The organism is Micromonospora sp. NPDC002575, from assembly GCF_042889525.1.
Classification (GTDB): Bacteria; Actinomycetota; Actinomycetes; order Mycobacteriales; family Micromonosporaceae; genus Micromonospora; species Micromonospora carbonacea.
Window position 1 is genome coordinate 62,078 of sequence record NZ_JBIARA010000022.1, and the last position, 12,561, is coordinate 74,638.

The window sequence follows — 12,561 nt, forward strand, 5'->3', positions numbered from 1 at the left end:
CGTGCCGGGTCGCCATCTGCCCGGGTGCGGGGTTGTGCGCGGGGCTCGTTTCCTGCCCGGGCAGGCTTCGTGCCGGCCCGGGGTGCCGTCGGCGCGACATCCACCCCTGTGCGCGCGCCCCTGGGGTCCCGTCGCTAGACTACAGCGGCGCCGTCCGGCAGGGCGGTGAAGCAGGGAAAGTTCTGGCCCCGTCGTCTAGCGGCCCAGGACGCCGCCCTCTCAAGGCGGTAGCGCGGGTTCGAATCCCGTCGGGGCTACACCACGAAAGGCCCGCTCACCCCGGTGAGCGGGCCTTCCTCCGTCCCGCCCCACCCCGGCTGTGCTCGCCCCGGCCGTCCGCCCGCCCCGGCTCCGTCCGCGCCGGTGATCAAGAGGTTTGCGTCAGGTTCGGTGCGCCAGCTGACGCAAACCTCTTGATCACCGGGCCGGAGGCCGGGGGGAGGGAGGGTGGGGGAAGTGGGGGGTGGGTGGGGTTAGAGGCCGCTTAGGCGTTGGCCGGCTCGGACGACGGCCATGGCGTGGCGTTCGCCGGGGCGGCGGCCGAGGCGCTCGATCGGGCCGGAGATGCTGATCGCGGCGATCACCCGGCCCGTGCGGTCGCGGATCGGGGCCGAGACGCTCGCCACACCCGCCTCCCGCTCGGCGACGCTCTGCGCCCAGCCGCGCCGGCGCACCTCGGCGAGGGTGCGCCCGGTGAACTTCGACCGGGGCAGCAGCGGCATCACCGCCTCCGGCGGCTCCCAGGCCAGCAGGATCTGCGCCGCCGAACCGGCGGTCATCGGCAACACCGAGCCCACCGGGACGGTGTCGCGCAGCCCGCTGGCCCGCTCGGCGGCGGCCACGCAGATCCGCTCGTCCGCGCGGCGCAGGTAGAGCTGGGCGCTCTCCCCGGTGGCGTCGCGCAGCGCGGCCAGCAGCGGCTCCGCCGCCGTCAGCAGCACGTCCGGCGCGGCGTTGGCGAGCTCACCGAGCCGGGGGCCCGGGCGCCAACGGCCCTGGGTGTCCCGGACCAGCATCCGGTGGATCTCCAGCGCCTGTGCCAGCCGGTGCGCGGTCGCCCGGGGCAGCTTGGTGCGTTCAACGAGTTCGGCCAGGCTGGCGCCGTCGACACAGGCGGCCAGGATGACCACCGCCTTGTCGAGAACGCCGACACCGCTCATACTGTGTCCCACAAGCCGAAATTTACCTCCCAGAATTTAGGATGTCCAGATGGTGGGAGACACTCGACCGAGGACCCTGGCCGAGAAGGTCTGGGACGCGCACATCGTCCGGTCCGCCGACGGCGAACCGGACCTGCTCTACATCGACCTGCACCTGCTGCACGAGGTCACCAGCCCGCAGGCCTTCGACGGCCTGCGGCTCGCCGGCCGCCGCGTGCGCCGCACCGACCTCACGCTCGCGACCGAGGACCACAACACCCCCACGGGGTACGCGGACCCGGCGTTCGCGCAGCGGCGCGGCGACCTGCTCACGATCGCGGACCCCACCTCCCGCACCCAGATCGAGACGCTGCGCCGCAACTGCGCCGAGTTCGGCGTGCGGCTGCACCCGCTCGGCGACGCCGACCAGGGCATCGTGCACGTCATCGGCCCGCAGCTGGGCGTCACCCAGCCCGGCATGACGATCGTCTGTGGCGATTCCCACACCGCCACCCACGGCGCCTTCGGCGCGCTCGCGTTCGGCATCGGCACCAGCGAGGTCGAGCACGTGCTTGCCACCCAGACGCTGCCGCAGGCCCGCCCGAAGACGATGGCCGTGAACGTCACCGGCCAGCTCGGCCCCGGCGTCACCGCCAAGGACCTGGTGCTCGCCCTCATCGCCCAGGTCGGCACCGGCGGCGGCCGGGGGCACATCGTGGAGTACCGGGGCGAGGCGATCCGCGCCCTGTCCATGGAGGGGCGGATGACCGTCGCCAACATGTCGATCGAGTGGGGCGCCAAGGCCGGCATGATCGCGCCGGACGAGACGACCTTCGCGTACCTCAAGGGGCGGCCGAACGCGCCCCAGGGGGCCGACTGGGACGCGGCGGTGGAGTACTGGCGGAGCCTGCCCACCGACGAGGGCGCGACGTTCGACGCCGAGGTGACCCTCGACGCGAGCAGCATCACGCCGTTCGTCACCTGGGGCACCAACCCGGGCCAGGGCGCGCCGCTGGGCGCGACCGTCCCCGACCCGGAGGAGTTCACCGGCGAGCCCGAGCGGGCCGCCGCCCGCCGCGCGCTGGAGTACATGGACCTCACCCCCGGCACCGCGCTGCGCGACCTCTCCGTCGACGTGGTCTTCGTCGGCTCCTGCACCAACGGCCGCCTGGAGGACCTCCGCGCCGCCGCCGACGTGCTGCGCGGACACACGGTCGCCGACGGCGTACGGATGCTCGTGGTGCCCGGCTCGGCCGCCGTCCGGGAGGCCGCCGAGGCCGAGGGGCTGGACAAGGTCTTCACCGACGCCGGTGCCGAGTGGCGGTTCGCCGGCTGCTCGATGTGCCTGGGCATGAACCCGGACACGCTCGCCCCGGGTGAGCGTTCCGCCTCGACCTCCAACCGCAACTTCGAGGGCCGCCAGGGCCGGGGCGGACGCACCCACCTGGTGTCGCCGCCGGTCGCCGCCGCCACCGCCGTGGTCGGCCGGCTCGCCGCCCCCGCCGACCTGTAGAAGGGCAGCCGCACAGATGGACAAGTTCACCGTGCACACCGGCACCGCGGTGCCGCTGCGCCGTTCCAACGTGGACACCGATCAGATCATCCCCGCCGTGTACCTCAAGCGGGTGACCCGCACCGGATTCGCCGACGGGCTCTTCAACGCGTGGCGGGAGGACCCTTCATTCGTGTTGAACGATGCCGCCTATTCGGGTGCGTCGATTCTTGTCGCGGGTCCGGAGTTCGGCACGGGGTCCTCCCGGGAGCACGCCGTGTGGGCGTTGCGCGACTGGGGGTTCAAGGCGGTGGTCTCGCCCCGGTTCGGCGACATCTTCCGCGGCAATGCCCTCAAGGAGGGTCTGCTGCCGGTCGAGTTGGAATTGCGGGCCGTCGAGGAGTTGTGGGCCCTCGTCGAGTCCGACCCGGCCACCCCGGTCACCGTCGATCTGGCCTCCCGTGAGGTCCGGGCCGGGGACGCCACCTGGTCCTTCCCCCTCGACGACTTCAGCCGCTGGCGGCTGATGGAGGGGTTGGATGACATTGGACTCACCCTTCGGCACGAGGCCGACATCACCTCCTACGAGCGCGGCCGGAGGCCGTTCCTGCCCTCCGTGGCATAGCCGTACGCCCGATCCCGCATCGGTTTCCGCCCCCATCGGCCCCGCCGGTGGGGGCGAATCCGTTACGACACAAGGGCTTTTTTCCACCGAATGTTTGTGTCCAGGCAGCACAGGGCATACCGTGCGCGCAGAATGGCTCGCGTCGAGTCAGTTGCACAATCGGGAGGAAGTCGTGAACAAGGCCGAGCTCATCGAGGCGCTCGCCGTTCGCCTGGGGGACCGGAAGACGGCGACGGCCGCGCTCGACGCGGTACTCGCTGAGGTCCAGGCGGCGGTCACCAAGGGCGAGAAGGTGGCGATCACCGGATTCGGAGCGTTCGAGAAGCGCGTCCGGGGTGCGCGAACAGCGCGCAACCCGCGTACCGGCGAGGCGGTGAAGGTCAAGAAGACATCCGTCCCGACCTTCCGGGCCGGCGCCGGTTTCAAGGAGATGGTGGCCAGCGGGAAGGTGCCGAAGGACACGGTGGCGGCGAAGAAGACCGCCACGGCCGCCACCAAGGCGACGACCGCCAAGGCCACCACGGCCAAAGCCACCACCGCCAAGGCGGCCGGGACCAAGGCCACCACGGCCAAGGCCACCACCGCGAAGGCGGCCGGAGCCAAGGCCACCGGGGCGAAGGCCACCACGGCAAAGGCGGCCGGGACCAAGGCCACCGGGGCGAAGGCCACCGGCACGAAGGCCGCCGCCGCCACGAAGAAGGCCGCCCCGGCGAAGGCGACCAAGACGACGGCGACCAAGGCCGCCACCAAGAAGGCCGCCCCGGCGAAGAAGTCGGCGGCGGCGACCAAGTCGACCGCGGCGAAGAAGACCACCACGGCGGCGGCCAAGAGCACCACGGCCAAGAGCACGGCGGCCAAGAAGGCGCCGGCGAAGAAGTCCCCGGCCAAGAAGGCGGCCACCAAGCGCTGACCGGCCGGCATCGTCCCGCGGGGCGCCCACCCGAACGGTGGGCGCCCCGCGGCGTGCGTGGGCCGGGGGCGCGTCGGTCCCGGCCGTTGACCGGCGGCGGGTGGCGCGCGGAGAATCGCCGAACCCCTCACCGGCCGGCGAAAGGCAGCCCGTGCGCCACCGCCACCTCAGCACCGCCGCGCTCGCCCTCGGCATCGTCGTGCTCACCGACGTGCTGCGGGTCTTCCTCCCATCGGTCATCACCATCTTCGGGCAGGCCGCCACCACCCCCGCCGAACTGCTCGGCGCGTTCGCGCTGGGCTGGTTCGTGCTTGCCCTGGCGTTCCCGCCGCTGGTCCGCCGCCTCGGGGCGCGGCCCGTCACGCTCGCCGCCGCCGTGGCGCTGGGCGGCGCGCGGCTCGCCCTCACCGCCGGGCCGGGCGGTCGTACGCAGCTCTGGCTGGCCGCCGCCGGCCTCCTCGCCGGGCTGCTCTGGCTGGCCGGCACCGCCACCACCGCCGGTCGGCCGGTCCCCGGGCTGGCGCTGGGCATCGCCCTGGGCGCGGTCGCACACGCCTCGCTCGGCACGTACGACCTGGTCTGGCGGGGTGGTCCGGCCGGGTGGGCCGGCAGCGTGGCCCTCGTGGCGATCTTCCTGGCCGCCACCGCCCGCCCCGCGTGGCCGGCGGAACCGGGCGGCGCCCGCGCGTGGCTGCTCGCCGGCCCGGCGCTGCTGCTGACCGGTCTCGTGGCCCTCTCCCCGGCGGTGGCCGCGACGGCCTCCTCCTACCGGCGCGGCCCCGCCGGCGGGCTCTCCTGGCCGTCGGCGCCCGGCGACGTCCCCACCCTGCCGGCCTGGGCCCTCGGTCTGTTCCTGCTCGGCGCGCTGGCCCGGCCGCCCCGGGGGCACTGGCGGCTGGTCGGCCCGCTCGCGCTGGTGGCCGGCGCGGTGCTGTTCGCCACCGGCGAGCCCCGGCTGCTGACGCCGGCGGTCGTGCTGGCCGCCGCCGGCACGGGAGCCTGCCTCGCCCTCGCCGACGCCGCGCCGCCGGCGGTGGCCTCGCCCGCCGCGTCGCTTGACGCCGCGTCGCCCGCCGTCGGGGTCACGGCGGGGCGCAGCAGCCGGCCCGCCCTCGCGGCGGTGCTGGGCATGCTGGTCTTCGCCGTCGCCGCCGTCGCCTACTACGCCGCCTACGACCTCGGTTACCCCAACGCGGCCGTCCCGGTCGGGGTGGCCGTCCTCGTCGCCGCCGTGGCCCTCGGCGGCGGCCACCGGAACACGACGTCCGCGCCGCCCCGGCGGTGGGCGGCGGGGATCGCCGTGGCATCCGCCCTCGTCGTGCTCGCCGCGACGGGGCTGCCGTCCGGCGTTCCCGCCCCGCACCGCCCGGACACGCCCCCGGCGGCGGTCCGGCTGGTCGCGTACAACATCCGGATGGGGTACGGGCTGGACGGGCGGTTCGACCCCGACGGGCTGGCCCGGGTCATCGCCCACGAGCGCCCCGACGTGGTGGTGCTCGGCGAGGTGGACCGGGGCTGGCTGCTCAACGGCGGCCACGACACCCTCGCCCTGCTCGCGGCGCGGCTGCGCATGCCGTACGTCTTCGCGCCCGCCGCCGATCCGCTCTGGGGCGACGCGATCCTCAGCCGCTTTCCCGTGGCGGCGGCCCGCAGCGAGCGGCTGGCCCCGGTGGGCGCTCCCACCGGAGCCCAGGCGCTCGGCGTCACCGTGGACGTCGGCGGCGGCGTGCGCCTCGCCGTGGTCGCCACCCACCTGCAACCGCCGCCAGGGCGGGAGCCGGTGACGCAGGCCCGCGCGGTGGCGGGCTTCGCCCTCCGGTACGCCGCCGGGCTGCCCCTCGTGGTCGCCGGCGACCTGAACACCGAGCCGGGCGCCCCGCGGTACGCGGAGTTCACAGGCGCCGGGCTGGTGGACGCGCTGGCCTCGGCCCGGCCCCTGCCGACGAGCCCGGCCGACGATCCGCGCGAGCAGATCGACCACGTGCTGGTCTCGGCGGGCGTGCTGGCCGCCGGCGCGGTGGCGCCCCGCAGCACCGCCAGCGACCACCTGCCGGTCGCGGTGACCCTGACCCTGACCCTGCCGTGACGCGCCCGCGCCGCGCCGCCCTTCCGCGCCCGCGCCGCGGGCGCGGCGGTGAGAGGGGAACCCTTCTCTACCGTATGCGTTAAGAAGGGGCCCTTCCTTACCAGCGGTCCGCGGCGAGGAGGCGGTCGGCCGCGAAGGCGAGCAGCCAGCCGCCGCCCTTTTCGGTGGTGAAGTCGTCGGCGCGGCCGGCGAGACGCGCCAGCGCGCCGGGCATCACCTTGCCCTGGCTGCACACCCCGGCCGCGCCCCCGGCGGCGGCCAGCTCGGCCAGGCACGCGGCGGCGGCCAGCGCCCGCTCGTGCGGGTCCTGACCGGGCCGCGGCTCGTCCAGGTCGCCGGTCACCTCGACGGGCAGGTCGAGCAGGGCGGCGGCCGGGTCGAGGGTCTGCACGCAGCGGCGGGCGGAGGCGGACAACAGCCGGGTCGGGCGGACGAGGGCCACCAGGGGCGCGAGGGCGCGCGCCTGGGCCCAGCCGGTGGCGTCGAGCGGCCGGGCGGAGTCGGGGCCCGACCAGGTGCCGCGCCGGCCGGCCTGCGCGTGCCGGACCAGGGCCACCGTCGCGGTGACCGGCGGGAGGGCGGCGAACGCGGTCAGCACCTCGGCGTCGTGCGAGTAGCTGACCAGGCGGGCAGCCTCCCCGGCGGGCAGCCAGCGGATGTCGTCGACCTCGGTGTCGGGCTGGAAGCCGCCCGCGTCGACGGCGTGCATCGACCAGTAGTCGACGACCTTCGGCCGGCCCTCGCTGCGGTAGCGCACGGTGGGCAGCCGTACCTGTGGCACCGCCCGCACGTCGGCCTCCTCGGCGACCTCCCGTACGGCGGCCAGCAGCGGGTGCTCGCCCGGCTCCAGCTTGCCCTTCGGCAGCGACCAGTCGTCGTAGCGGGGACGGTGCACGACGCAGACCAGCACGCCGCCGTCGGCCCGACGCCAGACCACCCCGCCCGCCGCCCGGATCACGCGTTCCCCCTCCGGCATCCGCTCAGCCTAGGCTCATCCGGCCGTGCCGCCGATCCGGCGCAGCAGCAGGTCCTGCAGGTGGGTCGGCGGGGCCTGCCCCGTGCCGGTGCTCCGGGTCCAGGAGCCGTCGCCGTGCAGCTCGAACGCCTCCACGTCGGGGCTGAACGCCGCGGTGAGCACGTGGTCCAGCTCGGCGCGGGCCACCGGGTCGCTCACCTGCACCAGCGCCTCCACCCGGCGGTCCAGGTTGCGGTGCATCAGGTCGGCCGAGCCCATCCAGAACTCGGCGGAGCCGTTGTTGCCGAACCGGAAGATCCGGGAGTGCTCCAGGAACCGGCCGAGGATCGAGCGGACCCGGATGTTCTCCGACAGCCCCGGCACCCCGGGGCGCAGCGTGCACATGCCCCGGATCAGCAGGTCCACGTGCACCCCGGCCCTCGACGCCCGGTAGAGCGCGTCGGTGACCTCCTCGTCGACCAGCGAGTTGACCTTGAACTGGACCAGCCCGGGCATGCCGAGCCGGACGTGGCTGATCTCCCGCTCGATCCGCTCGATCAGCCCCCGCCGGATGCCCTGCGGCGCCACCAGCAACCGCCGGTACGCCGTCTGCCGGCTGTAGCCGGTCAACACGTTGAACAGGTCCGTCAGGTCCGCGCCGATCTCCGGGTCGGCGGTGAGCATGCCGAAGTCCTCGTAGAGCCGGGCGGTCTTCGGGTGGTAGTTGCCGGTGCCGATGTGGCAGTAGCGGCGGATCTGGTTGCCCTCCTGGCGTACGACCAGGGCGGTCTTGCAGTGCGTCTTGAGGCCCACCAGCCCGTAGACGACGTGGCAGCCGGCGCGCTCCAGGGTGCGCGCCCAGCCGATGTTGGCCACCTCGTCGAAGCGGGCCTTCAGCTCCACCAGCACCACCACCTGCTTGCCGGCGGCGGCGGCGTCGACCAGCGCGTCGACGATGGGGGAGTCCCCGCTGGTGCGGTAGAGGGTCTGCTTGATGGCCAGCACGTCCGGGTCGGCGGCGGCCTGCTCGACGAAGCGCTGCACGCTCGTCGCGAACGAGTGGTACGGGTGGTGCACCAGCACGTCGCCGTCGCGCAGGGTGGCGAAGACGCTGCGCGGCACCTCGCCCTCGGTGAGCCGGGGATGGGTGGCCGGCACGAACGGCGGGTCCTTCAGGTCGGGACGGTCGGCGTCGCCGTAGAGCTGCCACAGCGCCGACAGGTCGAGCAGCCCGCGTACCCGCAGCACGTCGTGGCTGTCCATGTCCAGCTCGCGGACGAGCAGCTCCAGCATGTGGTCGGAGATCGAGGCGGCGACCTCCAGGCGTACGGGCGGGCCGAACCGGCGGCGGGCCAGCTCCCGCTCCAGGGCCTGGAGGAGGTCCTCGTCGCGGTCCTCGTCGACCTCCACCTCGGCGTTGCGGGTGACCCGGAACAGGTGGCACTCGACGACCTGCATGCCGGAGAAGAGCTGCCCCAGGTGCACCGAGATCAGCTCCTCGACCGGGAGCACCCGCACCCCGGGGGACTCCCGGTCGACCCGGACGAAGCGCGGCACGTTGTTCGGCACCTTGACCCGGGCGAACAGCTCCGAGCCGCCGTCGGGGTCGCGGACCGCGACGGCCAGGTTCAGCGACCGCCCGGAGATGTACGGGAACGGGTGGGCCGGGTCGACCGCGAGCGGCGTGAGCACGGGGAAGATGTGTTCCCGGAAGTAGGTGCGCAGCCGTTCCCGCTCGGGCGCGTCCAGGTCCGTCCAGCGCAGGATGCGGATGTCCTCGGCGGCGAGCTTCGGCAGCACGTCGTCGACGAAGCAGGAGGCGTGCCGGCCGACCAGCTCGGCGGTCCGTTCGCCGATCCGCTCCAGCTGGGTACGCAGCGGCAGCCGGTCCCCGCCGCGCACCGGCAGCCCGGCGGACTGGCGGCGCTTCAGGCCGGCCACCCGGACCATGTAGAACTCGTCGAGGTTGCTGGCGAAGATCGCCAGGAACTTGGCCCGCTCCAGCAGCGGCGTGCGCGGGTCCTCGGCCAGGGCGAGCACCCGGGCGTTGAAGTCGAGCCAGGACAGCTCCCGGTTGAGGAACCGGTCCTCGGGCAGCGGCTTCGGCGGCGCGGGCTCGTCGTCCGGGAAGGGATCGGCGTCGAGCACCTCCTCCAGCCCGGCGGACGCCGCCGCCCGGCCCAGCGGGGCCACCGGCGGGTCGCCGGCTTCGGGGCCGCCGAAGGCCGCCGCCGGTTCGCCGAAGGCCGCCGCCGGTTCTGCCCCGGCTGGCCCGGCGGGGTCGACCGGTCCGGCGGTTTCCGGCGCGTCGTGCGGGCGGAACCGGCCGTCGACGCCGCGCCGGCGGGACCCGTTGCGCCGCGGCGTCGGCTCGCCGGTCCTGCCGGGCTCGGGTCGATCGTCGGCGGGCGCGGACGGGTCGTCGGCGGGGCGGCGGTCGGCGGCCGGGCCGGTGGGGTGCTCGCGAGGGGTGCTCACCCGCTCATAATGTCCCGGAACGGGTTAACGCAAAATGAACTTGGGTGGGGGGCTCACGGCATCGTCGGCAACGTCACCCGGACGATCTCGCCGGCGGCGTCGGTCTCGACCCGGACCCGCTGGCCCAGCCGGAGCAGCCGCAGGCCGGAGGCGTCGAAGGCCCGCGCCGGGAACGCCAGCTCGGTGCCGTCGTCGAGCAACAGCACGCCGCTGCGCGTCGCCGCGTCGTAGGTGGCCACGGTGCCCTGCATGCCAGCACCGTACACCGGGGCCGGCGGCGGCTCAGCCCGCGCGGCCCGCCGGCTCGCCCACGCCGGCCGGCCCGGTCGCGCCGTCGCCGCCTGCCGGGCCGGTCCCGCCGGCCGGGCGGGGCGCGCCGGTGAGGGCGGCGGTGTGGGGCCCGAGCCCGAGGCGGGCGGCGGCGGCCAGGTCGGCCGGGGTGTCGACGTCCCGGCGCAGGGTGGGCCAGTCGCCGGCCAGCGGCAGCGCCCCGCCCGCCTCGTGCGCCGCGGCCGAGCCGGCCCCGAACCGGGGGGCCAGCGGCACGCCGCGCGGCGCGGCGAGCAGCACCGTGCCGGTCCCCGGCGCGTCGGCAACGAACCGGCGTACCCCCGGGGGGCCGGCGGCGATCGCGTGCAGCGCGGCCGTCAGCTCGGCCGGGCGCAGCGCCGGCAGGTCCGCCGTGAGCCCGGCCACCCACCCCCCGCCGTCGGCCGCGACCGCCGCGCCCAGCCGGAAGGCCGCGTTCAGGCCGGCGTCCGGCGTGTCCGGCACGACCCGCACGTCCGCCGCGCGCACCGCCGCCGTCACGCGGGCGTCGCGGGTGACGACCACCACCCCGGCGACCGCCGGGCACGCCCGCACCGCGGCGACCGTGTCGGCCGCCAGGGCCAGCGCCAGCTCCTCGTGGGGTACGGCCGGCAGCGCCCCCCGCAGCCGGCTCTTCGCCACGCCGAGGCGCTTCACCGGCACCACCACAGTCCAGGTCCGCTGCCGCACGGCACAATCCTGCCAGCCGCCCCGGCGGTACCCTCACTGGCCGTACCGGGGGCGAGCAGGCATGATTTCGCTGCGGGCGGCACGGGCGGGTGCGACGTGGGGTCGGGGCTACGAGGAGGCAGGGTGACGCGGCGCAGGCTGGGGTTCTGGCAACGGTTCGCCGTGGTCTTGGTCAAGCCCGTCATGACGGTCTGGACCCGGCGCACCTGGCGGGGCATGGAGCACCTGCGCCACGACGGCGGCATCATCATCGTCCCGAACCACCTCTCGCACGCCGACCCGCTGGTCTCCGCGCACTTCATCTACGACGCCGGGCGCTGGCCGAGGTTCCTCGGCAAGGCCAGCGTCTTCCGGGTGCCGGTGGTGGGCTGGATCCTGCACCGCTGCCTCCAGATCCCCGTGGAGCGCGGCACGGTCGACGCCGTGAAGTCCCTGGACGCCCTCGTCGCCGCCCTGCGCGAGGGTGGCGCGGTGGTGATCTACCCGGAGGGCACCACCACCCGGGAACCCGACCTGTGGCCGATGAAGGGCAAGACCGGCGCCGCCCGGCTGGCGCTGGCCACCGGCGCACCGGTGGTCCCGGTCGCCATGTGGGGGCCGCAGCGGCTCTTCGACCCCCGGACCAACCGGCTGGGCCTGCGGCCCCGCATCCCGGTGACCGTCGTCGCCGGGCCGCCCGTCGACCTGAGCCGGTGGGCCGGCTCCACGCCCACCAAGGCCACCCTGGAAGAGATGACCGACACCATCATGCTGCGCCTGCGCGACCAGCTCGCCGAGATCCGGGGCGGGACGCCGCCGCCGTTGTGGGAACGACCGGCGCGGGCCGCCGGGGCCGCCCGCCCGACCCAGGGACGGGAGGACGCGGCGTGACCGGCCACGTGGCGGTGCTTGGGGCCGGGTCGTGGGGGACCGCCTTCGCCAAGATCCTCGCCGACGCCGGCCGGGACGTGACGATCTGGGCCCGGCGGCAGCCCGTGGCCGAGGCGATCCGGCTGCGCCGGCACAACCCGGAATATCTCCCCGACCTGCGGCTGCCCGACCGGGTCACCGGCACCGGCAGCGCCGCCGAGGCGATCCGGGGCGCGGAGATCGTGGTGCTCGCGGTGCCGTCGCAGACGCTGCGCGGCAACCTCGCCGAGTGGGTCGGTGACCTGCACCCGGACGCGACCCTGGTGTCCCTGATGAAGGGCATCGAGCTGGGCACCACCAAGCGGATGAGCGAGGTGATCGTGGAGACCGCCCGGGTCACCCCGGACCGGGTGGTCGTCGTCTCCGGCCCCAACCTCGCCCCCGAGATCGCCGCCGAACAGCCCGCCGCCACCGTGGTCGCCGGCACCGACGACCGCCGCGCCCAGCTCGTCCAGGCGTCGATCCGCACGCCGTACTTCCGGCCGTACACCAACGACGACGTGATCGGCTGCGAGCTGGGCGGGGCGGTGAAGAACGTGATCGCCCTCGCGTACGGCATCGCCACCGCGATGGGCTTCGGCGACAACACCCGGGCGATGCTGATGACCCGGGGGCTCGCCGAGACCGCCCGCCTCGGGGTGGCGCTCGGCGCGGACCCGATCACCTTCGCCGGCCTGGCCGGGATGGGCGACCTCGTGGCGTCCTGCTCGTCGCCGCTGGCCCGCAACCGCACCTTCGGGGAGCACCTCGGCCGGGGCGAGAACCTGGAGCAGGCCCAGGCGGCCACCCGGCAGACCGCCGAGGGCGTGAAGAGCTGCCTGGCGATCCGGGACCTGGCCCGCGCGCACGGGGTGGAGATGCCGATCACCGAGCAGATCGAGCGGATCTGCCACGAGGGGATGGACCCCCGGCTCGCCGTCGACGCGCTGATGAGCCGCACCGCCAAGCCCGAGTCGTACGAGTGAGGC

The 12,561-nt window shown here is 75.1% G+C and carries 10 protein-coding genes, 1 tRNA gene and 1 pseudogene; 7 read left to right on the forward strand and 5 right to left on the reverse strand.

All coding sequences use genetic code 11. The features are described from left to right. Nucleotides 1-184 precede the first annotated feature (184 nt). Nucleotides 185-257: transfer RNA gene (locus ACFYWL_RS26315), tRNA-Glu, on the forward strand. 216 nt (nucleotides 258-473) lie between these two features. Here ACFYWL_RS26315 and ACFYWL_RS26320 read toward each other — a convergent pair. Beyond that, nucleotides 474-1,160 carry an IclR family transcriptional regulator gene (locus tag ACFYWL_RS26320; protein WP_013284529.1) on the reverse strand — a complete coding sequence of 229 codons (687 nt, stop codon included), beginning with the start codon at nucleotides 1,158-1,160 and terminating at the stop codon, nucleotides 474-476. Nucleotides 1,161-1,209: 49 nt separating this feature from the next. Here ACFYWL_RS26320 and leuC point away from each other — a divergent pair, with 49 nt between their 5' ends. The 4 genes from leuC (at nucleotide 1,210) to ACFYWL_RS26340 (ending at nucleotide 6,252) form a co-directional block, all read left to right on the forward strand. Continuing rightward, on the forward strand, nucleotides 1,210-2,652 hold the full coding sequence (gene leuC / locus ACFYWL_RS26325) for a 3-isopropylmalate dehydratase large subunit (RefSeq protein WP_386977779.1): 1,443 nt from the start codon (nucleotides 1,210-1,212) through the stop codon (nucleotides 2,650-2,652). A 16-nt stretch (nucleotides 2,653-2,668) separates the two neighbouring features. After that, nucleotides 2,669-3,256 (forward strand): 3-isopropylmalate dehydratase small subunit, encoded by a 588-nt coding sequence (leuD, locus tag ACFYWL_RS26330; protein ID WP_386977782.1) that lies wholly within the window; start codon nucleotides 2,669-2,671, stop codon nucleotides 3,254-3,256. 172 nt (nucleotides 3,257-3,428) lie between these two features. Further along, nucleotides 3,429-4,166, forward strand: a complete 738-nt coding sequence (locus ACFYWL_RS26335; RefSeq protein WP_386977785.1) for an HU family DNA-binding protein — start codon at nucleotides 3,429-3,431, stop codon at nucleotides 4,164-4,166. Nucleotides 4,167-4,317: 151 nt separating this feature from the next. Further along, nucleotides 4,318-6,252: an endonuclease/exonuclease/phosphatase family protein gene (locus ACFYWL_RS26340; protein ID WP_386977788.1), complete on the forward strand. Its 1,935-nt coding sequence runs from the start codon at nucleotides 4,318-4,320 to the stop codon at nucleotides 6,250-6,252. 97 nt (nucleotides 6,253-6,349) lie between these two features. Here ACFYWL_RS26340 and ACFYWL_RS26345 read toward each other — a convergent pair whose 3' ends face one another. The 4 genes and pseudogenes from ACFYWL_RS26345 to cofC all read right to left on the reverse strand — a co-directional run. After that, entirely contained in the window at nucleotides 6,350-7,228 is an 879-nt protein-coding gene (locus ACFYWL_RS26345; RefSeq protein ID WP_386977791.1) for an NUDIX domain-containing protein, read from the reverse strand. Between the two features lie 15 nt (nucleotides 7,229-7,243). Beyond that, nucleotides 7,244-9,685 carry an RNA degradosome polyphosphate kinase gene (locus ACFYWL_RS26350; protein WP_386977794.1) on the reverse strand — a complete coding sequence of 814 codons (2,442 nt, stop codon included), beginning with the start codon at nucleotides 9,683-9,685 and terminating at the stop codon, nucleotides 7,244-7,246. 53 nt (nucleotides 9,686-9,738) lie between these two features. Next, complete coding sequence (locus ACFYWL_RS26355) at nucleotides 9,739-9,936, reverse strand: cold-shock protein (RefSeq protein WP_145775517.1); 198 nt, start codon at nucleotides 9,934-9,936, stop codon at nucleotides 9,739-9,741. Nucleotides 9,937-10,039: 103 nt separating this feature from the next. Next, nucleotides 10,040-10,684 (reverse strand): annotated as a pseudogene (gene cofC / locus ACFYWL_RS26360) (2-phospho-L-lactate guanylyltransferase); the annotation flags it as partial. Nucleotides 10,685-10,807: 123 nt separating this feature from the next. Between cofC and ACFYWL_RS26365 the strand changes: the two are divergent. After that, the gene (locus tag ACFYWL_RS26365) at nucleotides 10,808-11,554 is read left to right on the forward strand and encodes a lysophospholipid acyltransferase family protein (protein WP_386977798.1); all 747 of its coding nucleotides are present in this window, start codon (nucleotides 10,808-10,810) and stop codon (nucleotides 11,552-11,554) included. Next, nucleotides 11,551-12,558 (forward strand): NAD(P)H-dependent glycerol-3-phosphate dehydrogenase, encoded by a 1,008-nt coding sequence (locus ACFYWL_RS26370; RefSeq protein ID WP_074474037.1) that lies wholly within the window; start codon nucleotides 11,551-11,553, stop codon nucleotides 12,556-12,558. Before ACFYWL_RS26365 ends, ACFYWL_RS26370 begins: the two co-directional genes overlap by 4 nt. Nucleotides 12,559-12,561: the final 3 nt, after the last annotated feature.

Excerpts from the sequence above, each read along its gene's own strand:
- ACFYWL_RS26320 (WP_013284529.1), bottom strand. The coding sequence starts at position 1,160 with ATGAGCGGTGTCGGCGTTCTCGACAAGGCGGTGGTCATCCTGGCCGCC.
- leuC (WP_386977779.1), top strand. The coding sequence starts at position 1,210 with ATGGTGGGAGACACTCGACCGAGGACCCTGGCCGAGAAGGTCTGGGAC.
- leuD (WP_386977782.1), top strand. The coding sequence starts at position 2,669 with ATGGACAAGTTCACCGTGCACACCGGCACCGCGGTGCCGCTGCGCCGT.
- ACFYWL_RS26345 (WP_386977791.1), bottom strand. The coding sequence starts at position 7,228 with ATGCCGGAGGGGGAACGCGTGATCCGGGCGGCGGGCGGGGTGGTCTGG.
- ACFYWL_RS26355 (WP_145775517.1), bottom strand. The coding sequence starts at position 9,936 with ATGCAGGGCACCGTGGCCACCTACGACGCGGCGACGCGCAGCGGCGTG.